Source organism: Flavobacterium sp. YO64 (assembly GCF_004119505.1).
GTDB lineage: Bacteria > Bacteroidota > Bacteroidia > Flavobacteriales > Flavobacteriaceae > Flavobacterium > Flavobacterium oncorhynchi.
On record NZ_NRQV01000004.1, the window covers coordinates 23,558 to 45,950 of the forward strand.

Annotated in this window: 20 protein-coding genes, 2 tRNA genes and 1 pseudogene; 11 read left to right on the plus strand and 12 right to left on the minus strand. The window is 32.9% G+C overall.

All coding sequences use genetic code 11. The features are described from left to right. Positions 1 to 56: 56 nt before the first annotated feature. Positions 57 to 1,309, minus strand: a pseudogene (gene nusA, locus BOW57_RS03860) (transcription termination factor NusA). 13 nt (positions 1,310 to 1,322) lie between these two features. Then, a complete protein-coding gene (rimP, locus tag BOW57_RS03865) occupies positions 1,323 to 1,787 on the minus strand; it encodes a ribosome assembly cofactor RimP (protein ID WP_164973666.1) in 465 nt (154 codons plus the stop codon). Between the two features lie 174 nt (positions 1,788 to 1,961). Here rimP and BOW57_RS03870 point away from each other — a divergent pair, with 174 nt between their 5' ends. Beyond that, entirely contained in the window at positions 1,962 to 2,786 is an 825-nt protein-coding gene (locus tag BOW57_RS03870) for a universal stress protein (RefSeq protein WP_129053105.1), read from the plus strand. A gap of 83 nt (positions 2,787 to 2,869) precedes the next feature. On the opposite strand, the gene BOW57_RS03875 is transcribed toward BOW57_RS03870, so the two are convergent. Together BOW57_RS03875 and BOW57_RS03880 are read right to left on the minus strand one after the other, a co-directional pair. Further along, a tRNA-Gln gene (locus BOW57_RS03875) sits at positions 2,870 to 2,940 on the minus strand. Positions 2,941 to 3,048: 108 nt separating this feature from the next. Then, positions 3,049 to 3,119: transfer RNA gene (locus BOW57_RS03880), tRNA-Gln, on the minus strand. A gap of 245 nt (positions 3,120 to 3,364) precedes the next feature. On the opposite strand from BOW57_RS03880, the gene BOW57_RS03885 reads away from it, so the two are divergent. Continuing rightward, positions 3,365 to 6,646, plus strand: a complete 3,282-nt coding sequence (locus BOW57_RS03885; RefSeq protein ID WP_129053106.1) for a DUF2723 domain-containing protein — start codon at positions 3,365 to 3,367, stop codon at positions 6,644 to 6,646. 94 nt (positions 6,647 to 6,740) lie between these two features. Next, a complete protein-coding gene (locus tag BOW57_RS03890; RefSeq protein ID WP_089052700.1) occupies positions 6,741 to 7,376 on the plus strand; it encodes a polysaccharide deacetylase family protein in 636 nt (211 codons plus the stop codon). Positions 7,377 to 7,398: 22 nt separating this feature from the next. Here the strand turns inward: BOW57_RS03890 and BOW57_RS03895 are convergent, their stop codons facing one another. The 7 genes from BOW57_RS03895 to BOW57_RS03925 form a co-directional block, all read right to left on the minus strand. Further along, complete coding sequence (locus BOW57_RS03895; RefSeq protein ID WP_089052699.1) at positions 7,399 to 7,701, minus strand: co-chaperone YbbN; 303 nt, start codon at positions 7,699 to 7,701, stop codon at positions 7,399 to 7,401. 71 nt (positions 7,702 to 7,772) lie between these two features. Beyond that, entirely contained in the window at positions 7,773 to 9,008 is a 1,236-nt protein-coding gene (locus BOW57_RS03900; RefSeq protein WP_129053107.1) for a metallophosphoesterase, read from the minus strand. A gap of 222 nt (positions 9,009 to 9,230) precedes the next feature. Beyond that, the gene (locus BOW57_RS20955) at positions 9,231 to 9,362 is read right to left on the minus strand and encodes a hypothetical protein (protein WP_256371861.1); all 132 of its coding nucleotides are present in this window, start codon (positions 9,360 to 9,362) and stop codon (positions 9,231 to 9,233) included. A gap of 106 nt (positions 9,363 to 9,468) precedes the next feature. Then, positions 9,469 to 10,803 (minus strand): cell wall metabolism sensor histidine kinase WalK, encoded by a 1,335-nt coding sequence (locus BOW57_RS03910; RefSeq protein WP_241687375.1) that lies wholly within the window; start codon positions 10,801 to 10,803, stop codon positions 9,469 to 9,471. Between the two features lie 9 nt (positions 10,804 to 10,812). Then, positions 10,813 to 11,487, minus strand: coding sequence for a response regulator transcription factor (locus BOW57_RS03915; RefSeq protein ID WP_089052695.1), 675 nt, complete (start codon positions 11,485 to 11,487; stop codon positions 10,813 to 10,815). A 186-nt stretch (positions 11,488 to 11,673) separates the two neighbouring features. Beyond that, positions 11,674 to 11,856: a hypothetical protein gene (locus tag BOW57_RS03920; RefSeq protein ID WP_089052694.1), complete on the minus strand. Its 183-nt coding sequence runs from the start codon at positions 11,854 to 11,856 to the stop codon at positions 11,674 to 11,676. Positions 11,857 to 11,878: 22 nt separating this feature from the next. After that, positions 11,879 to 12,130, minus strand: coding sequence for a hypothetical protein (locus BOW57_RS03925; RefSeq protein WP_241687376.1), 252 nt, complete (start codon positions 12,128 to 12,130; stop codon positions 11,879 to 11,881). Between the two features lie 300 nt (positions 12,131 to 12,430). Between BOW57_RS03925 and polA the strand changes: the two genes are divergently transcribed. From polA to BOW57_RS03940, 3 genes are read left to right on the plus strand one after another with little or no spacing between them, the layout of a single operon-like run. Beyond that, positions 12,431 to 15,271: a DNA polymerase I gene (polA, locus tag BOW57_RS03930; RefSeq protein WP_129023973.1), complete on the plus strand. Its 2,841-nt coding sequence runs from the start codon at positions 12,431 to 12,433 to the stop codon at positions 15,269 to 15,271. Between the two features lie 10 nt (positions 15,272 to 15,281). Further along, the gene (locus BOW57_RS03935) at positions 15,282 to 16,409 is read left to right on the plus strand and encodes a hypothetical protein (protein ID WP_129053108.1); all 1,128 of its coding nucleotides are present in this window, start codon (positions 15,282 to 15,284) and stop codon (positions 16,407 to 16,409) included. Positions 16,410 to 16,433: 24 nt separating this feature from the next. After that, entirely contained in the window at positions 16,434 to 17,552 is a 1,119-nt protein-coding gene (locus tag BOW57_RS03940; RefSeq protein WP_129053109.1) for a hypothetical protein, read from the plus strand. Between the two features lie 34 nt (positions 17,553 to 17,586). Here BOW57_RS03940 and BOW57_RS03945 read toward each other — a convergent pair whose 3' ends face one another. After that, on the minus strand, positions 17,587 to 18,612 hold the full coding sequence (locus BOW57_RS03945) for a LacI family DNA-binding transcriptional regulator (RefSeq protein ID WP_129053110.1): 1,026 nt from the start codon (positions 18,610 to 18,612) through the stop codon (positions 17,587 to 17,589). A 194-nt stretch (positions 18,613 to 18,806) separates the two neighbouring features. On the opposite strand from BOW57_RS03945, the gene BOW57_RS03950 reads away from it, so the two are divergent. The 5 genes from BOW57_RS03950 (at position 18,807) to rpsB (ending at position 22,384) form a co-directional block, all read left to right on the plus strand. After that, a complete protein-coding gene (locus BOW57_RS03950) occupies positions 18,807 to 19,553 on the plus strand; it encodes a ferritin-like domain-containing protein (RefSeq protein WP_089052689.1) in 747 nt (248 codons plus the stop codon). 26 nt (positions 19,554 to 19,579) lie between these two features. After that, complete coding sequence (locus BOW57_RS03955; protein ID WP_129053111.1) at positions 19,580 to 20,392, plus strand: ferritin-like domain-containing protein; 813 nt, start codon at positions 19,580 to 19,582, stop codon at positions 20,390 to 20,392. A 194-nt stretch (positions 20,393 to 20,586) separates the two neighbouring features. After that, a complete protein-coding gene (gene rplM, locus BOW57_RS03960; protein ID WP_026983738.1) occupies positions 20,587 to 21,042 on the plus strand; it encodes a 50S ribosomal protein L13 in 456 nt (151 codons plus the stop codon). Then, positions 21,042 to 21,428: a 30S ribosomal protein S9 gene (rpsI, locus tag BOW57_RS03965; protein WP_017497947.1), complete on the plus strand. Its 387-nt coding sequence runs from the start codon at positions 21,042 to 21,044 to the stop codon at positions 21,426 to 21,428. The genes rplM and rpsI overlap by 1 nt, the downstream gene beginning before the upstream one ends. A gap of 176 nt (positions 21,429 to 21,604) precedes the next feature. Continuing rightward, positions 21,605 to 22,384, plus strand: coding sequence for a 30S ribosomal protein S2 (rpsB, locus tag BOW57_RS03970; RefSeq protein ID WP_089052687.1), 780 nt, complete (start codon positions 21,605 to 21,607; stop codon positions 22,382 to 22,384). The last annotated feature ends 9 nt before the right edge of the window (positions 22,385 to 22,393 follow it).

The window sequence follows — 22,393 nt, forward strand, 5'->3', positions numbered from 1 at the left end:
ACCTTTTTATTATTACCTTTTTCGTTGTGTTGTTAGAGCCAGACTTCAGCTATTAACTAGCTGTCAAACTCTTCTTTTAGTATCTTCATAACATCCAGAATCGTTTCCTCTTCTAAATCTGTTCTTCTTACTAAATCTTCTACTTCTTGTTTTAAAATACTTTTTGCAGTATCTAAACCTATCTTAGCAAATTCTTCGATTACCCATTCTTCAATTTCATCTGAAAACTCTGTTAATTCAACATCGTCTTCATCTGCAACTGTTCCAGCAACATCACCCTCACGAATAACATCTAATTCATAACCCGTTAATTGACCTGCCAATTTAATATTGTGACCACCTCTACCAATTGCTTTAGAAACTTCTTCTAATTTCAAGAATACTTCAGCTCTTTTGTTTTCCTCATCAATTTTGATTGAAGAAACTTTCGCAGGACTTAATGCTCTTGTAATAAACAATTGAATGTTGTTTGTGTAGTTGATTACGTCGATATTTTCGTTTCCTAACTCACGAACGATTCCGTGAATACGAGATCCTTTCATACCCACACAAGCTCCAACTGGATCAATTCTATCATCATAAGAATCTACCGCTACTTTTGCTTTTTCACCAGGAATACGCACTACATTTTTAACCGTAATCAAACCGTCAAATACTTCAGGAATTTCTTGTTCAAATAATTTTTCTAAGAACTTCTCAGAAGTTCTAGACATAATAATTTGAGGTTTGTTTCCTTTCAATTCAACGCTTTCAATTATCCCACGAACATTATCTCCTTTACGGAAAAAGTCAGATGGAATTTGTTTTCTTTCGGAAGTACAATTTCGTTCCCTTCATCATCAACTAAGATAACTACTCTTGGACGTACGTGATGTACTTCTGCAGTGTATATATCACCAATAATATCTTTAAATTGCTTATAAAGATTTGTATTATCGTGTTCGTGAATTTTAGATATTAAGTTTTGACGCAAAGCCAAAATAGCTCTTCTCCCTAAATCAATCAATTTAACCTCTTCAGAAACTTCTTCGCCAATTTCAAAATCCGCTTCAATCATTCTTGCTTCAGTCAAAGTAATCTCTTCGTTTTCAAAATCAAGATCTTCGTCAGCAACAATTACTCTTCTTCTCCAAATCTCCATATCTCCTTTATCAGGATTTATAATGATGTCGAAGTTATCATCAGAACCGTATTTTTTCTTTAATGCATTTCTAAACACGTCCTCTAAAATTGCCATAAGCGTTACACGATCAATAAGTTTATTATCTTTAAACTCTGAGAATGAATCGATTAATGCTAAATTTTCCATGCGAATTCTTTAATTAAAATGTTACTGTAACAATTGCCTCTTTAATTTCTGTATAAGGTATTTGTTGCTCTTTTTGAACTGTTTCTTTTCCTTTTCCTATTTTTTTCGGTTCTCTTGCTTCCCAAGACAAAATTATAAAAACATCGTTAGCTTCTACTAATTCTGCTTCAATTTTTTCAGTATTTGTAGTAACAATCAATGTTCTACCAATATTTTTCTTGTATTGTCTTACCAATTTCAAAGGAGACCCTACTCCAACTGATGCTACTTCAAGAGAAAAATCTTGCTCTTCACGATCCAAGTTATTCTCAATTGCTCGACTAATATCGATGCAATCCTGCAGTGCCACTCCTGTATCACCATCTAAACCTACACTAATTTTAAAAGCATCAGAAACAGCCAGATCAATCAAAAAGATTGACGGCTTTTCTAAAAGAGCCTCCGCAATTAATCCGTTTACTTTTTCTTTAAATGTCATAATTTTATAAAAAGAGGGGACACTTAGTCCCCTCATTATTTAGATTTTAATAAATAACGGTGCAAATATAGTGATTTTTTTATAAATCAAAATAAATAGATCGCTCTAAAAATATTTCTTATCTTTATAGAAGCATTAATTTAACAGAATTTCTCATTATTTAACCCAAAAACCATGAAACAAATTCTAGTACCTACTGACTTCTCTGAACATGCAGAAGACGCCTTAAAAGTCGCTGCCCAAATTGCCAAAAAAAACAACTCCGAAATCATCATCCTGCATATGCTTGAACTTCCAAGCCAAATGAACGACGCCGTTTTAGGCGGCACCAGCATTCCCGAAACCATGCTTTTCATGAAAAAAGCGAACGAAATGCTGGATGAAATTTCATCAAAGCCATACCTAGACGGCATTCAAGTGACTGAAATCGTAAAAATAGATAGACCTATTCACGGAATCACTAAAGTAAGCAAAGATCACAATATAGATTTAATTGTAATGGGTTCTCACGGCTCTTCTGGCGTTGAAGAATTACTAATAGGTTCTAACACTGAAAAAGTAGTACGCAATTCTGACATTCCTGTTTTGGTAATCAAAAAAGACATCAAAAATTTTAATACATCTAATATCGTATTTGCTTCTGATTTTTCAGAAGAAGCAAAAAAACCATTCAAAAAACTCCTTGACTTTGCCAAAACATTCCAATCAAAATTACATTTAGTTACAATTTGCACACCAAACAGCTTTAAAACTACACACGCAGCAGAAAAAGCCATAACCGATTTCATCACGGAATTTAACCTCTCAGATTACACTACAAATATTTACAACGATACTAATATCGAAAAAGGAATCATAAACTTTTCCAACAAGATAAACGCAGACATCATTGGAATGTGCACACACGGAAGAACTGGTTTTGCACACTTTTTTAACGGAAGTATCAGCGAAGGCTTAGTAAATCACGCCATTAAACCTATTATCACTTTTAAAATATAAAAACAACCAAACAAAATCAACTCACTTAAATTTATGGTATAATAAAATAAAAAAAAAGCCTCTCAAATGAGAGGCTTTTTATGTTGGTCTACTAGGACTCGAACCTAGAAAGACTGCACCAAAAACAGTTGTGTTACCATTACACCATAGACCAATAGTGCTGTTAAGCGGGTGCAAAATTATAACTTTATTTAGTTTATGCAAATTTTTACAGATATTTTTTTTGCATAAAAAAAGCCTCTCAAACGAGAGGCTTTTTATGTTGGTCTACTAGGACTCGAACCTAGAAAGACTGCACCAAAAACAGTTGTGTTACCATTACACCATAGACCAGCAGTGCTGTTAAGCGAGTGCAAATTTAAGCCTTTATTTAATTTGCACAAGCTTTTTCATCAAAAAAAATCATTTTTTTTTCATTTTTCAACTTCACACTTATTCAAAACATCAGAAGACACTCATAAACAACAAATTACTCTTCACTCATACTTTTATAGAATTTTTTGTTAATGCTCGTTTCTTTACACAAAAAAACATTTTCTTTGTAGGATTAAAAACATACAAAATTTTAACACCTAAATATGGCACAATTCAATTTCAATAAATGGAATACAATTATTGGTTGGTTTGCATTTGCAATCGCTTTAATCACCTATACATTAACAGTTGAACCTACCATGAGTTTTTGGGATTGCGGGGAATACATAGCCACAGCGGCAAAATTAGAAGTGGGGCATCCGCCAGGAGCGCCTTTATTTCAAATGATGGGTGCCTTTTTTGCAATGTTTGCCATAGATGCACAACATGTAGCCTTAATGGTAAACATGATGTCTGTTTTTTCAAGTGCCTTTACAATATTATTCATGTTCTGGTCATCGTCTATGATTTTAAAGAAAATTGTAGCTCGTTTTGCCGAAATTGACCAAAACAATTCTATCGTAATTCTAGGAAGCTCTTTTGTTGGAGCATTAGCTTACACTTTCTCAGACAGCTTTTGGTTTAATGCCGTTGAAGCCGAAGTATATGCAATGGCCTCATTACTAATCGCATTACTTTTCTGGCTGGGATTACGTTGGGAACAAGATATGGACAAACCAAAAGGAAACAAATGGCTATTAATCATATCTTTAGTTGTCGGACTTTCGTTTGGCGTGCACTTTATGGCACTATTAACGATTCCATCAATTGGGTTTCTTTACTATTTTAAACATTACGAAAAAGTTACTATTAAAAATTTCCTTATTGCAAATGTTGTTGTAATTGGGATTTTGTTGTTTATCTTTAAATTACTCTTGCCTTTAACAATGGCATTCTTTGGTAAAACTGAAATTTTCATGGTAAACAGCATGGGATTACCATTTAATTCAGGAACTATCTTTGTTGTTTTACTTCTAGTTGCATTCTTCTATTTTGGATTAAAATTTACCAAGCAAAAAGGTTTAATTTTTTACAACACTATTATACTTTGCATCCTATTTATATTTATTGGTTTTTCGACTTGGATGATGCTTCCTGTGCGTGCTAACGCAAATACAGTTATCAATGAAAACAAGCCATCAGATGCTGCCGAAGTTCTAGCTTACTATAATCGTGAGCAATATGGTGTAAATCCATTGTTCTACGGCCCGCAGTACACCGAAGTTTTTGCAGGTTTAGACGCTAAAAACCCATACTCAGACAAAAAACCTAACTACGAAAGAGACGATAAAACTGGTAAATACATCATTACCAACAATTATAAAAATGCAGATCAAAATTCAGATGACAATCAAAAAACAATTCTGCCAAGAATGTGGAGTACCGAAAATGGACACATTCAGAACTACATCAGCTTTACAAACCCGCCTAAATTCAGAATCAACCCAAATTATAATTATGAGGATGATTTAGCAAAGTACGGAATTGACGCAAGCCAATTGAGCGAAGATGAATACAACAAAGCAACTGCTCAATTAAGAAATGAAGTGGAAAAAACTATTTCTGAATTTAAACATGCTTTTGCTCAAAAACAAATTGACAACGAAGGCTATGTTAAATTCTTAAACAGCTATAAAGATTATTTAATAATCGAAAAACCTTCAACTGTTGATAATTTCAGTTTTATGTTCGAATATCAATTTGGATATATGTACTGGAGATATTTAATGTGGAATTTTGTTGGACGCCAAAGTGATGTTCAAGGAAAATACGACAATTTAGACGGAAACTGGATCAGCGGAATCAAAGCTCTTGACTCTGTACATTTAGGATCTCAAGACAATTTACCTTCTGATGTTTTAAATAACAAAGGAAGAAATGTTTACTTTTTCCTTCCGTTTATCTTAGGTCTAATTGGACTAATGTACCACGCGAACAAAGATCTTAAAAGTTTTTATGTGCTTTTAGCCTTATTCTTATTTACCGGAATTGCATTAAAAATTTACCTGAACGAAAGACCTTTTGAACCACGAGAAAGAGATTATGCTTTGGTAGGATCATTCTACGTCTTTGCTATTTGGATTGGCTTTGGAGTTTATTCTTTATATGAGAGCATTCAAAAATATATTGCTCCAAAAATTGCAGGACCAATTATTATTGCCGGAAGTTTATTAGCCGCACCTGTTTTAATGGCTTCACAAAACTGGGATGATCACGACAGATCAAACAGATATACAGCCGTTGCAATGGCTAAAGCGTATTTAAGTTCGTGCGATAAAGATGCCATTTTATTTACTATTGGAGACAACGACACCTTCCCTCTCTGGTACGCCCAAGAAATTGAGCACTTTAGAACAGATGTAAAAATTGTAAACACGAGCCTTTTCATGACAGATTGGTATATTGACCAAATGAAAATGAAATCATACGAATCTGACCCTCTGCCTATTTCATTCACACATGAACAATATGTTGGAGATAAATTAGACTACGTGGCTCATATTCCAAAAATAGAAACACGCTGGAACATCACTGATTTTATAGACTTTATCAAAAACCCTAAATCAACTGTAGGATTACAGAATGGACAAACAATTCATTTTTACCCGACAAATAAGATTAGAGTAAACATTGATAAAAATGCTATTATCAAAAACAAAGTTGTTAATCCTAAATACAACGACTCTATTGTTCCTTATATGGACATAGACATTAAAGGAAGTGCGATCTACAAAAATAGATTAATGATGCTTGACATCTTAGCTAATAACAATTGGAAACGACCAATTTATTTTAGTGGAGGTGCTTTTGATGACGAAGATTATTTATGGCTGAAAAACTATTTACAGTTAGATGGAATGGTATACAAATTAGTTCCTATTAAAAATGTTCCTTCTAAAGATGGCGGACCAATGGACATGGGACAAATTGACGCTGATAAAATGTATGACATTGTAATGAAATGGGACTGGGGCAACAGCGAAAGTGAAAAAATCTATCACGATCCAGAAACCAGAAGAAACAGCATTACATATAGAACAAATTTATCCCGCTTAATGAATGAACTTATTGCTGAAGGTAAAATTGACAAAGCTAAAAATATTATCAATTTAGCGATTACAAAAATGCCGTTAGATAAGTTTGGTTACTACTCTTTAGTTGAACCGTTTGCCGGTGGATATTACAAAGTAGGAGAAAAAGCTAAAGCGCACGATTTATTAGAAAAATTAGTTAATAAGTACAGAGAAAATCTAGACTATTACAAAACTTTGAGCGGTTCAGATCAAACAGATTTAGCTATTGACATTATCACTGATATTGAACGATACAGAAGTTTATTGCAAGTAATGAAAGAAAACAACGACAAAGCTTTTTACGAAAAACATAAAACAACGTTTAATACATATGTAAATATTTTTGAACGTTTTGGACGTGAAAAAGAATAATATACGAAAAATATATTAATTAAAAAAATGCAGGACTGCTTGATAAACAGTCCTGCATTTTTTTATATTTACTTATCTCTAAAATAAGTTAATCATGAGCTTTTATTGGGTAAAAACTAATTCATTCATAAAAACGGTGTTTTCTAAATATTGTTGGGACATTCCAAACAACGAAAAGAAAATATACCTAACCTTTGATGATGGCCCAACTCCAGAAATTACAGACTGGGTATTAGCTGAATTGAGAAAATTTGATGCAAAAGCTACCTTTTTTTGTATTGGAAAAAACATTAAAGCCAACTTATCCTTATTTGAAAAGCTTATAACTGACGGACACAGCATAGGTAATCACACCATGAACCATGTTAATGGCTGGAAAAGTAACAATGATGATTATATTGAAAATGTAAAAAATTGTGCTGCTATTTTAGAAGAAGAAAAAACATGCAATTTATTATTTCGTCCTCCTTATGGAAAAATAAAAAAAGCACAATCTAAAATTTTACGCAAGTTAGGCTATAAAATAATTATGTGGGATGTTTTGAGCGCTGACTTTGACCAAAGTATTACTCCTGAAAAATGCCTTGAAAATGTTACAAAAAACGTGAAATCAGGAAGTGTAATTGTATTTCATGACAGCATAAAAGCCTCACCAAATTTAAAATTTGCTCTTCCAAAAACATTACATTTCTTAAAAGAAAACGGCTATAAGTTTGATATTATTCACTAAACAATATCGCTATCGCAACCTTTTAAAAATCAAATTGATCTTGAACAATACCGATAAGAGTATTAGCATCAAGTTCTCCAGACTGCCTCCAGATCATTTGCCCCTCTTTATAAATCATTAACGTAGGCAATCCTTTAATTCGCAATGCTTCAGCTAATTCTTGATTTTTATCCACATCAATTTTAATTACCTTAGCTTTATCGCCTAGCGCAGCCGCAACATCCTTAATAACAGGATGCATCGATACTGATGATTCGTTCCAATCTGTGTAAAAGTCAATTAACACTGGAACCTGAGCATTTATAAGTTCTCCAAATTTTGACATAAAACCAAAAATTTAATTCTTTTAATCTAGTTAAAAAAGATAATTAATACAAATGTAGCATTTTTAACGAATTAAGCCACATTGTTCCCCTTTTTTAGTTCAATGACCGTTATTTCAGGCATAATTCCAACTCTTCCTGGATAGGCATGAAAACCAAACCCCCGGTTAACATAAACGTATCTTTTAGACTCTTCGTATAATCCTGCCCATTGTTTATAAATATATTGTGCGAGACTCCATTTAAAATATCCTGGAATTTCAATTCCAAACTGCATGCCATGAGTATGACCGGACAAGGTTAAATGAAAGTTTTTAGGATGTTTTTTTACTTCATGTTCCCAATGACTAGGATCATGGCTCATTAAAATTTTAAAATCCTCTTGATTCACCTGCTCTGAAGCTTTATTTAAATCCCCTGCTTTCTTAAAATTTGCCCCCCAGTTTTCTACTCCAATTAAAGCAATTTTATCATCACCTTTCTCAATATATCTATGCTCATTAAGCATTAATTCAAACCCAATTTGACCATAAAGATTTTTTATGCCCTCAAAGTTCTCCCTTTTTTCTTTCTCAGAAGACCAAGTAACATACTCGCCATAATCATGATTTCCCAAAACAGAAAACTTACCATACTTATAATCTTTAATACGATTGAATGTTTCCAGCCAAGGATGCATTTCTTTAGCATGAGTATTTACAATATCTCCCGTAAACAAAATCATGTCAGATTCCTGCTCATTTATTAAATCAATTGCATAATTTATCTTCTCAGGATTATCAAAACTTCCGCTGTGAACATCTGAAATTTGAGTAATTTTAAAACCATCAAACGCATCTGGTAAATCTGGAAAAAAAATTGTTTGCTTGATTACCTTAAAATTATATTTCCCTTCAAATATTCCATAAATCAACGATAAAAAAGGCACTGCAGCCAATCCTAATGCTATCTGACTTACAAACTTTCGTCTCTCCGGCATCATTTCCTTACGAGGTGCATTATAAATAAAATAATTCAAGATGCTGGCACCAATTCTAAAAATGTCTTCACTAAATAAAACTAACGTAATTACAATTTTCGGTACATAAACAAGCAACATTAAACCTGTTGTAAACATAAATTGTTTGGTTTGCCCAACTGATCGATCTACCTGAGAAAAAGAATAAATTATAAATACAAGAAGCAGTGCACTAATAATTTGATAAGAAATTAAAACCCATCTTAATTTAATTAAAGTTCGGAAAGCTTGATAGGAATAGAACTCAATAAGCAAAAATAGAGCACATAGAATTACAAAACGAAGGATCATTTATTTACAGTTTTAAGCAAAGTAACAAAGAATGAAAATTTTATCGCTTTTTATTATCAAAAATTTAACTCAAACAAAAACAAAAGCCGATAGATTACTCTACCAGCTTTTTTATTACAATTTTTTCTAAAACCTTGTACAGGTTACTTCAGCAAACTAATGCTTTTTATTTTTTTGCTTTTAGTGCTTCCGGCTTCGCTGCTTCTGGTTTTGCCGCTTTTTTTATCCATTTTTTTGTCTTTTTTTAGGAGCTTTAGCCTCTTTTACTGGTGCAGCTTTTGCTGGAGTCATTTGAGCATTTATCATAGCAGTTGTTCCTAGAACAGCAATTGCTAACATTACTAATTTTTTCATGATTGTTTTTTTTTGTGATTATTATCTCTTATTTATAACCCAAAGATAAAACCGTAAAATGAAGACAACATGAAGTTTTGCAAGTAAGAAAAATTTTAACAAATAATTAGATTTTAGCCATGTTAGGGAAAGATAAAGTAAAAATTGTTCCCTCATTTATATTTGACAGAACTTTGATTTCAATATGATGAAAAACAGCTATACTTTTTGCTATCGCAAGACCCAGCCCCTGCCCTTCTTGATCAGAACTAACCCTAGCAAACCTATTAAAGATATTTTCAATTTGAGAATCACTCATCCCAATACCAGAATCTGCAATTGAAATATAATATTGATTTTGCATAAAACCATCGCTCACTATAATACTTCCGTCTGGTTTATTATACTTAATTGCATTTGTTACTAAATTATAAATAAGAATATGGACTAAGGTTTTATTTCCTCTAAAAATCAAATCATTCTTCATTTCATTTACGAATCGAATTCCTTTATCTTCAATTCGATCTTGCAGATCCTCCTCTACATCATTTATAATTTCATGAAAATTAATTTCCTCATTAGCTTCATATTGATTGTTTTCTATTCTAGAAATCAACAATAGATTATTGATGATTTTTTTCAGCATATCTAAGGTCTTTAGCGAACCAGCTATTTTATCAAAAGCGTTCTCATCTAAAGATTCATTCTGTAATAAATTCTCAAACTTGCTTTTGAGTAAAGCAATTGGTGTAAGAAGCTCATGAGAAACATTCGAAATAAACTGCTTTTCTTTTTTAAAAAGCTCCGCAATACGATCCATCATCTGATTCAAAACCAAATCCAACTCTCTGAAATCTCTGGATTTTGCTTTTATAGGCGTATGGTCAAAAACTTCAGGTTCATTGACGCGCCTTATTTTTGTATCAATAATTTTATAAAATGGCTTTAATAAATACTCGATATAAACGGTATCAGCTAAAAAAGTCACCAAAAGAATGACAAACAACACTATAATAATAAAAAACCTAATTATAAAAGTAAGATCATTTACCTCTCCAAGACTGCTTCCAATTTCGAGTTGATAACCTTCATTTCCAAAACTAAAATGATGTGTCAGAATCCTATATTCGTTTTCTTCGCCTTCAATAATGCGAAATTCATTTGTAAAGGTTGTTTTCTTTTGATTAGGCCTGATCGGAGCTTTCGAAAGAACTAAAAACTCACTGTGAAGCGTAGAAAACTGTGAATATGTTTCAGTCGAGTCGCCTTCATTTTCGATAAAATCATTAATTTCCTGCTGATTTAAATGCTCTATAAACTTTTCTTTTTTCTCAATAAGACCATTATTGATATGTCTATAAACCACCTTTTCGACTAAAATAGGAAGCATCAACCATAAAATTAAAATCACCAACAATCGTGTCAGTGCATTAAAAATCGCTAATTGATGTTTTATCTTCACAATATTTGTTTATTCATTAATACGATAACCCACATTTCTAACGGTTTCAAACCAATCGATTGGGGCATGTTTGTCTAATTTTTTTCGAAGATTTCTAACATGAACATCAATAAAATTAGAATCTGAATTTATCTCGAGAATATCTCCCCAAATATGTTCTGTTAACTGCAATCTTGTAATTACACGGTTTTTATTTAGAACTAAATATTGAAAAATATCAAATTCTTTTTTAGTCAAACTTAAAGGCACTTCGTTATAACTCACTTTATAATCCTGAAGCTGAAGCAAAAATCCGTGAATACTTAAATTATTCAAAGTAAAACCATGAATTCTACGAATTACAGCAAATAATCTGGCCGCTAATTCCGTCAAAGCAAAAGGTTTGGTTAAATAATCATCAGCCCCCAAATGAAGCCCATTTATTCTATCATCTAATTCTCCACGCGCTGTAAGCACAATTACCGCAATTTTTGATTTTGTTTTTCGAATAGTCTGTAAAACTTCAAAACCATCTCCATCAGGCAAACCAAGATCGAGCAGCATGGCATCATAATCATTGCTTGCAAATTCTTCAAGAGCATCAGCACAATTATTTGCTATTTTACAGATATAACCTGCTTTGCACAGAAAGTCGTAAACTTCAACTGCAAGCTCCTTATTATCTTCAACAATCAAAACATTCATAAAAACATCTTTTAGGTGCAACTAAAATTAATCAATTATCAAAAATCAAATGACACATTATTAAAAAATTAACGAACAAAAAAAGCTGACAAATTTCTTCATCAGCTTTCTTCAACCGCATTCTCCACAATCATTAATCCTACTTTGTCTCCTTACAATCTTTTGAAGACAAAACATTAGCAATGTTTATTTTTTCACGGTGGCAGTTTCTTCTTTTGGAGTTTCAGCTTTTGCTTTTTTGTTTGATTTATGATGGTGTTTCGTAGCTTTCACCTCTTTTGCAGGAGCTGCCTGAGTTGGAGTTGTTTGAGCACTAACCATTACACTTGTTCCTAAAACTGCTGCTAATACAATAAATAAATTTTTCATGATTTCTAAATTTTTAAATTAATTACACTTGTTTTATTAATAACCTTAACCTTATATATTTATTTTTTACTTTTACTGTCTCTTCTTTTAAAGCTGTATTTCTTTTGTGTTTTGTTGCTTTTATTTCTTTTGCAGGAACCGTTTTACCCTCTTTTGCAGGAAATGCATGAACCATTGCACTTGTTCCTAAAACTGCGACTAATAACATTAATAAATTTCTACTCAAGCTTAGCTGTTTGCTTTTTTGGTTTTCGTGAATCTTCGATTTCATCATTTCTAAAATTTAGTATTCAATTCCTTTTATTTTACAGATCAAAAGTACCCTCATAAAATGAAGAGAAAATGAAGAAATCTCCGAAATAAAAAAAATTTAACTCGACATTAACTTTTACGTTTTTTACCATATAAGTTATATAAGTTCATTTTAAATATTCTAATTCAATAAATATTAGACATCTCTACAGTATACAGGATGCTAAATTGAACTTATATAACTTATACGATGGAAAAAAAATCTTGTTAGTTTAATTTTTGAGACCTCAATTGTTTATTTTTACAGACTAATATTTTTTATATGTCAACTCAAAAACGCCTTTTTCTTCTAGATGCTTACGCATTAATTTTTCGTGGTTATTATGCCTTTATAAAAAACCCTAGAATTAACTCAAAAGGAATGGATACATCTGCAATTATGGGTTTTATGAACTCACTTTTAGATGTTATTAAAAGAGAAAAACCAGACCATTTGGCCGTAGCATTTGACAAAGGCGGAAGCCAATTGCGAAATGAATTATTTCCAGAATACAAAGCAAACAGAGACGTTACTCCTGAAGCTATTAAAATAGCGGTACCTTATATATGCGAATTATTAAAAGCAATGCACATTCCGATTATCGAAGTTGCCGGTTTTGAAGCTGATGATTTAATTGGAACAATTGCCAAACAAGCCGAAAAAGAGAACTACAAAGTTTTTATGGTAACTCCTGATAAGGATTTTGCTCAATTGGTTTCTGAAAACATCTTCATGTACAAACCTGCTCGTATGGGTAATGGAATTGAAATTTGGGGTGTTCCTGAAGTATTAGAAAAATTTGAAATCGAACGCCCTGAACAAGTAATCGATTTTCTTGGAATGATGGGAGATGCTGCCGATAACATTCCTGGACTTCCAGGCGTTGGTGAAGTTACTGCCAAAAAGCTTTTGAAAGAGTTCGGAACAATGGAAAATCTTTTAGCTAATACCGATAAGCTGAAAGGAAAAATGAAGGAGAATATTGAGGCTAATAAAGAGAAAGGCTTATTGTCTAAAAAACTGGCAACAATTTTATTAGACTGTCCCGTAACTTTTGATGAGAATGATTATGAATTAACGCGCCCTGATATTGAAAAAACCGATGCGATTTTTCAAGAATTGGAATTTAGAAGAATGGCCGAACAATTTGATAATTTGTTTAAAACTGACGGAACACAAACTGCTCCAGCAGCAGCTCCAGATGCCAAATTATACAAAAAACCACAGCCAAAAAACGAAGAACAATTTGATTTATTTGGAAGTGCTTCCGCAGATGAAGATACAGAAACTGCAAGAACGTCTTTTTACAGCACATTAGAAAACACACCTCACTCCTATCAAACCATTCAAGGAGATTTAGGAGTAAAATTGCTTTTACAAAATTTACAAAACCAAACTTCGGTTTGTTTTGATACCGAAACTACAGGAATCGATGCTTTGCATGCAGAACTTGTGGGTATGTCATTTTCTTATGAAAAAGGAAAAGCATTTTATGTTCCGTTTCCAGAAAATCAAGAAGAAGCAAAAATATTAGTAGACAAATTTGTTCCGTTTTTTGAAAATGAAAACATCGAAAAAATTGGGCAAAACCTTAAATACGATTTAAAGATTCTTTCTAATTATGGCGTTACCGTAAAAGGAAAGCTTTTTGATACCATGATTGCGCATTATTTGATTAATCCAGATATGCGTCATAATATGGATATTTTGGCAGAAACCTATTTAAAATATTCTCCAAAATCAATTGAAACCTTAATAGGTAAAAAAGGAAAAAATCAGCTTTCGATGCGTGACGTTCCTCTTGAAGACATTAAAGAATATGCGGCCGAAGATGCTGATGTTACTTTACAATTAAAAGAAATTTTCACTGTAGAATTAGACAAAACCGAAACTAAAAAATTATTTGATGAAATCGAAATTCCATTAGTAAGCGTTTTAGCTGCAATGGAAACCGAAGGAATTCGATTAGATGTTGATTTTTTAAATGCAATGTCTAAAGAAATGGATGTTGAGATCAAATCTTTAGAACAAAAAATATACGAAACCGCAGGAGAAAAATTTAATCTAGCCTCTCCAAAACAATTAGGAGATATCTTATTTGATAAACTTAAAATTGGCGGAGCAAAACAAAAGAAAACTAAAACTGGTCAATATGCAACCGGCGAAGAAGTATTAACTTATTTAGCAAACGACAATCCAATTGTAAAACAAATTTTAGATTGGCGTCAGATGGTAAAATTGCAAAGCACTTACATCTTAGCTTTACCGGAACAAGTTGACAAAAAGACTTTACGTGTTCATACTGATTATATGCAGACAGTTGCAGCAACAGGACGTTTAAGTTCTAATAATCCAAACCTGCAAAATATTCCAATTCGTACCGAAAGAGGGCGTCAGATTCGTAAAGCCTTTGTAGCACGTGATGAAAATCATACTTTAATTTCTGCCGATTACTCGCAAATCGAATTGAGAATTATTGCCGCTTTAAGTGGTGAAGAAAACATGATTAAAGCATTTCAAAACGGAGAAGATATTCACAAAGCAACCGCTGCAAAAGTTTTTGATGTAGCGCTGGAAGAAGTTTCCCGCGAGCAAAGAAGCCATGCTAAAACTGTAAACTTCGGAATTATATATGGTGTTTCTGCTTTCGGATTAAGCAACCAAACTTCGTTATCAAGAAGCGAAAGTGCTGCTTTGATTGATGCTTATTACAAAACTTACCCAAGATTAAAATCATATATCCAAGAGCAGATTGATTCTGCCAGAGAAAAAGGTTATGTACAAACCATTCTAGGTCGTCGTCGTTATCTAAAAGACATTAACTCCGCAAATGCAGTTGTAAGAAGTGCAGCCGAACGAAATGCTGTAAACGCGCCAATTCAAGGAAGCGCTGCCGATGTAATTAAAATTGCAATGATTAACATTCATAAAAAATTACAAGACGAAAACTGGAAATCTAAAATGCTGCTTCAGGTACATGATGAACTTGTGTTTGATGTACATAATGACGAGTTAGAAAAAATCCAACCCATGATCAAACATGAAATGGAAAATGCGTTTAAACTTTCTGTTCCTTTAGAAGTTGAACTTGGCTTAGGTAAAGACTGGCTGGAAGCACATTAGAAAGACCGAAATGAAACAAAAAACGATAACGTATTCTCTTGTAACAATAGTTGTCTTATTTATAATCTATCAAATCAATGTTAGCTTAGCTTTAGGCTTAGATACTTTTGTAATAAATCTTTTTCCTCGCAAAAAGCTGCCGAGTGAATTTGTGACTTATAAAAATTTATCTGAAGTTAAAAAATTTGGCAATCATGATATATCAATATTTCAAAAAGGAGCTGAATATTGTTATACGTTTCAGATACTTGAGATTTCAAGTGATAAAATCATCGTTAAAGTAATTACCAAATCTGAACCTTATGATCACGGAGGAGGAAATACTGGCAGTAATTACAGCAACACATTATTTAAAATGGATTCCTTTGGAAAAGTTTTAGATACAATAGGCTTTAAAACTTCCTCGTCTGATCAATCTGAATTTGGCGAGATTGTTTTGCTTAACAAACAAATAGTAAACAAAGCTCTGCTTTATTACCAAACTTGGCCTGCAGATGGAAACAAAACAAAAAAAGCATTTGTTCCTGTAAACAAAGATTTAACTTGGTCTGCTGAAAAATTATCTAAATATTATTATGATACTATTGTACCCAATTGTATTTACTTAGAATCTTTTTATAGCTGGAGAGATCACTCTATACCTTCTGACAAAAGAGAATCTATAATATATTACGCAAATAATCAATGGTATGTCGTTTATGGCGCAGGTGAAGATATATATAATAATGCCCGAGACCTAAGCTCGAAGCAGCATAAAAAGATTGATAATGAAAATCTATTTCATGATATACCAAATGATAAAATAAAGATTAAATATTATCAAAAATTAGAATATAATTCAAATATGGCAGGACAAACCCAGTCCAACAGCCCTTATACTTATTATTACTGGGATGGAATTGCTTATGTCAATATACCTTTTGCAAAAGACACCCTAAAATTTAAAAAAGAAGATATTTTTTTGGATGATTACAGCAACAAGGAAAAAACAATATACAGCACTACAAAAGACAACTGGACAGAAATGGAAAACGCTGTGAAAAAAAAATACAATTATTATTCAAATCCAAATTTGAAGTTTACCTTAATTTCTGACGATGAAAGTAAAAACTTGTACATTGTCAAAAAAACAAAATAATACTGCATTTTAAAATTGGCTATCATGAAAAAAGCTTTTTTGTTTCTATTTATAATGTACTCAACGATTTCATTTTGTCAGGACAAAATTTATTATCTAGAAGGAACTTTAGGTAAAAGCACAATCTATATGACTCTTCAAGTTTATAAATCAGATAATGAGACTAATCTAAACGCCGTATATTTCTATAAAAACTCATTAAAAGACATTAAACTTGAAGCAAAATTAAAAGACAATAATAATTACACTTTCTATTTTAAGCCCGGCGATATTGTTACTGAAAAGTTTTACTTGAAAAAATCAGGAAATAATTTCGATGGTTATTGGTATGATGCTAAAGACAAACAACTAGCCGTTCACCTTGAGCCTGTTAATTTTGATAATTACAAATCAAACCTCTCAATTAGGTTTGATGACGAACGTTTGAATCTGGTAAAATATAAATTTCTGGAATTCAAAAAACAAAAAACCACGATTTACAATAACAAGGAATTTGTCTGGTATTCTGAAAAACATTGCGATTCAGATTTCTTTAGATTAGGAAATAATTTTTCAGAGAAAAACAAGGCTGTTATAAATCCAATTTTAGAAAATATACACATTCAAACTACATTAGCGCAGCTTAACTGCTCCTCAAGTTTTGAGTATAGCGAGGGAAAAGGAATCGAAGGAAGAACTACCATAAATTTCCTCAATACAAACTTATTAGGCTTTGAAATGTTTTCATCTTATTACTGTGGCGGTGCGCATCCTGATTTTGGAGGAAGCGGTTATTTGATTGATCTAAACAATGGAAAAGATTATGAAATAGATGACATCATTGCATTTGATAAGAGTGTTACCACCGAAGAACAAAGTAATTTTGACAACTATTCAAAATACAGAAGCACTTATTTCGCTCCTAAATTACTAACGGTACTTAACTCTGAATTTCATTTCGAAAAACCAAAAAATGACGATGATGATCCTTGCGATTATACTAATGAAGAATATTGGGATTTTCCGTCTTGGAGTTACACTGAAAAAGGCATAGAATTCACACCGATCTTTTACAGAGCCGCAAGATCTTGCGAAGAATCTTTTTTAATTCCTTTCGAAAAATTAAAAAAGTATAAAAATCCTAAATTCCCATATTCCTTATAAAAAAATATCCGTCTTAAAGACGGATATTTTTTATTTATACTTTTCTAGTCGATTCTCGCTCTTTCAATTTTGTTTTGATAACGATAGTTTCATAGTCTGAAGTTTCGCCTTCTGGCTCTTCTAATCTCTGAATTAATCTTTTTGCAGCTACTTCACCAATTTCGATTCCATGCTGACTTACTGTAGTTAAACTTGGAGACAAACGTCTTGAAGCCAAAATTCCATCAGCAAAACCAATTATCGAAATATCTTCAGGAACTTTATATCCTTTTTTCAAACTAACTCTTAAAGCCGCAACAGAATCATTTTCATCTAAAGCGAAAATCGCATCAATTTTATTTTCAAAAATAGCATCAATTTTAGCTTTCATATCTTCCTCTGAATCGGTACGAAGAATGATTTTTTCGTTTATTGGAATATTATTGTCTTTTAACGCTTTTAAATATCCGTCAGCTCTTAATTTCCCAACACTTAAATTATCTACAGAAGAAATTAAAGCAATGTTTTTGCATCCTAAATTAATTAAATGCTGAGTTGAGTTTAAAGCAGAATCAAAATCATCTACAACAACTTTATCACATTCTACTTCATCAGCAATACGATCAAACATTACAATTGGAGTTCCGTCATTTATGATAGCAGAAAAGTGATTGTAATCTTGAAGTTTTTGCGCTTCTTCAGAAACCGAAAGAATAAAACCATCAATTGTTCCGTTGCTTAACATTTCAAGTGTATGAACTTCTTTCTCTAAAGATTCATTAGAAATACAAGTAATTACGTTATATCCTTTTTTATCTGCCACTTTTTCGATTCCGCTAAAAACTTTTGCGAAAAAAGAGTTTAAAATATTAGGTATAATTACACCAATCGTTTTAGTCTTACGATTCTTTAAATTCAGACCAATAACATTTGGTTTATAATTTTTGAGTTTGGCATACTCCTTAATCTTCACCTTCGTCTGCTCACTTATTTCCGGACTGTCATTTAGCGCCTTAGACACCGTAGATACAGAAACACCAAGTTCTTTCGCAATTTGTTTTAGAGTTGCTTTAGCTTTCATCTATTAATATTTTATGTAATTAATACAAATATAGTAGAATTACCGAAAATAAAACAAAAAACTGCTGCTACTATTTGAAATCACAAGGTCTTTTCGAAATAATATTCAAAAACATTGATTATTTAAAACCACTAGTGCTAAAATTTCGTTAATAACTTAATAGCATGTTATTAACCTTAATAAAAACCTAGATTATGAAAAACGAAGTTAAAATTCATGAAGTTGATCCTTCACTGAATAACAGAAGGAGCTTCCTTAAGCTCAGTGGACTAACATTAGTTACCGCAGGTTTGGTTTTAGCTGGTTGCAGCGACAATGACAACGATAATAATATGGAGGACAACTCCTTACCCGGAATAAAAAATGGCGTTTTTGATTTAGGTTCTGGAGATTTTGGCGTACTTACATATGCTTACGCCTTAGAACAGTTAGAAGCTGATTTTTATACTAAAGTTGTAAATTCAACAAATTTCAATACCGTATTTAATGACATTGAGCGTCAAGTCTTAACAGATTTATACCATCATGAAGTAGTTCATAGAGATTTTTTTAAAGCTGCCTTGACTGGAGCGCTTCCCGATCCAAGCTCTCAATTACTTCCTTCCTTAGCTTTCAACTATGGCTCTTTAAATTTTAACAGCCATAATGAAGTTTTAGCCACCGCAAAAGCACTAGAAGATACAGGCGTTGCTGCTTATAACGGCGCAGGCAGATTAATTAAAAGCCCAGATTATTTATTACTGGCAGGAAAAATTGTTTCGGTTGAAGCCAGACACGCTTCTGCAATAAGAAGCTTGATCAATCCAAACTCTAAAGATTTTGCAGGCGACGATATTGTAAACCCTTCAAACGGTTTAGATGTCGCAAAAGATCCTTCTAAAATCCTACCAATTGCCGGCGGATTTATTACTACAAAATTTACTGCCAAATATTTACCTTAATCTTAACGAGCTAAAACTTAGAAATTATGAATATTTTAAAATTTATAGAAACCTTTACTGATGATAGTATAATGAATAGTACAGGTTCACGAAGAGACAGTTTTTCACAATTTGGAAATATCAGTAAAAATCTGGCGCTGGCATCAATTCCTTTTGGATTATCAGCATTGGCAAATAAAGCAATAGCAAAAGATATCACCCCAACACCCGCTACCCCAATCGGGGCTTTACAATTTGCCTTAACACTAGAATATCTAGAAAATGAGTTTTATGCCATGGCGCTGGATTCTGGTGTCATTCCAGCTTTAGAAAATGGCGGACGAGATTTAAAAGTCTTTCAACAAATAGCAGCTCATGAGTCAAGTCACGTTAAATTTTTAATCGCAGGATTAGGCGGCCCAGGAAGTGCTAACTTCGTTGCTAAACCTACTTTTGACTTTACGGTGGGCGGTACATTTGACCCTTTTCATGATTACCCAACCTTTCTTGCCTTAGCACAAGCTTTTGAAGATACCGGCGTAAGAGCTTACAAAGGACAAGCTGCAAACTTAATAACTACACCAGATTTATTAACTGCAGCTCTGCAAATACATTCTGTCGAAGCACGTCACGCATCTGAAGTGCGAAGGCTCCGCAAATTAAAAGGCTGGATTTCGAATGCTGATCGAGGAGCGGGAATGCCGCCGGCAACTCAAGCGGTTTACGATGGCGAAGGAGTTACCACTCAAGCGGGATTCAATACCGCTGCAGCCTTCGGAGCTTCCGCAGGATCAGAAGCTTACGATGAACCTTTAACAACGCAGCAAGTTGTAGATATTGCCAATATTTTTATTGTTTAATAACAAAAACACTCCACAAATTAAACCAGCTTCGCCTTAATGTGAAGCTGGTTTTTTTTTAGTTTTAAAAATAAAAACTGAGAGCCTGATTTTCAGGATATAAAATATTCTTTTAAGGTATTTGGTTTTAAAATAATTAATTGTACTTTTGCATCCCCTTTATTGGGGATGGAATGTTTAATTAAAATAATATTATGGACGCATTAAGCTACAAGACAATTTCAGCTAGCAAAGCCACTGTAACTAAAGAGTGGATTGTTGTTGATGCAGAAGGTCACAACTTAGGACGTCTTGCTTCAAAGGTTGCGATGATCTTAAGAGGTAAGTACAAGCCAAGTTACACACCGCACGTTGACTGTGGAGATAACGTAATTGTTATCAACTCAGAAAAAATTAACCTTACAGGTACAAAAATGAATGACAAAATTTACATGCGTCATACAGGTTACCCAGGAGGACAAAGAACTTTAACTGCTAAAGTATTGCAATCTAAAAACCCTGCATTATTAGTAGAAAAAGCTGTAAAAGGAATGTTACCTAAAAACAAATTAGGAGCTGAACTTTTTAGAAATCTAAATGTTGTTGTAGGTGCTGAGCATACTCACGGAGCTCAAAAACCTAGAACTGTTAACCTAAACGATCTTAAGTAATGGGAGTTATTCACAAAATCGGTAGAAGAAAAACCGCTGTTGCACGTGTATATGTTTCTGAAGGAACAGGTAAAATCACTGTAAACAAAAAAGAATTCGCAACTTACTTTCCAACTGCAACTTTACAATACAAAGTTTTACAACCATTATCTATGACAGAAAATGCAAGTAACTTTGATGTAAAAGTAAACGTTTACGGAGGTGGTTCAACTGGTCAAGCAGAAGCTGTAAGAATGGCATTAGCACGTGTAATGTGTGAAGTGAACATCGAAAACAGAGCTATCTTGAAACCAGAAGGTTTATTAACAAGAGATCCAAGAATGGTTGAACGTAAGAAATTCGGTCAGAAGAAAGCTCGTAAGAGATTCCAATTCTCTAAACGTTAATATTACCTGTCTTGTTCAAATGGGACAAGACATTATCAATTATTTATTGAAATTAAAAAACACAGTTATTGTTGCTCTCCTACCGAGGTAGGAAATAGTTTAGCATCTAAATGTATAAAGCCAGAGAAATCGCCATTTATACATTGCTAATCAACAGAACGTAAACTAGTACAAAAATGGCAAACAAAATAGAAGTAAAAGAATTACTAGAAGCAGGTGTTCACTTCGGACACATGACTAGAAAATGGGATCCAAACATGGCTCCTTACATTTATATGGAGCGTAATGGTATTCACATTATCAATCTATATAAAACTGCAGCTAAAATCGAAGAAGCTAACGAAGCTTTGAAAAAAATCGCTGCATCAGGTAGAAAAATTTTATTCGTAGCTACCAAAAAACAAGCAAAAGACATCGTTGCTGATAAAGCAAAAGCTGCAAACATGCCTTACATCACTGAAAGATGGCCTGGTGGAATGCTAACTAACTTTGTAACTATCAGAAAGGCAGTTAAAAAAATGTCTTCTATTGATAAAATGAAGAAAGATGGTACTTTCATGACGTTATCTAAAAAAGAGCGTTTGCAAGTTGATCGTTTACGTGCTAAATTAGAGAAAAACTTAGGTTCAATCGCTGACATGTCTAGACTACCAGCTGCATTGTTCGTAGTAGATATCAAAGCTGAACACATCGCAATAAAAGAAGCACAAAAATTAAACATTCCAGTTTTCGCAATGGTTGATACGAATTCTGACCCAAGAGAGGTTGATTACGTAATTCCAGCAAATGATGATGCTTCTAAATCAATTGACAAAATTTTATCTTTAGTAACTACTGCAGTTATCGAAGGTCTTTCTGACAGAGGTTCTGAAAAAGAAACTGAAGCTACTGAAGAAGCTCCTGCTGCTGTTGAAGCTGCACCAGCTGCTGAAGCTGCTCCTGCAACTGAAGAATAAATCAAATTT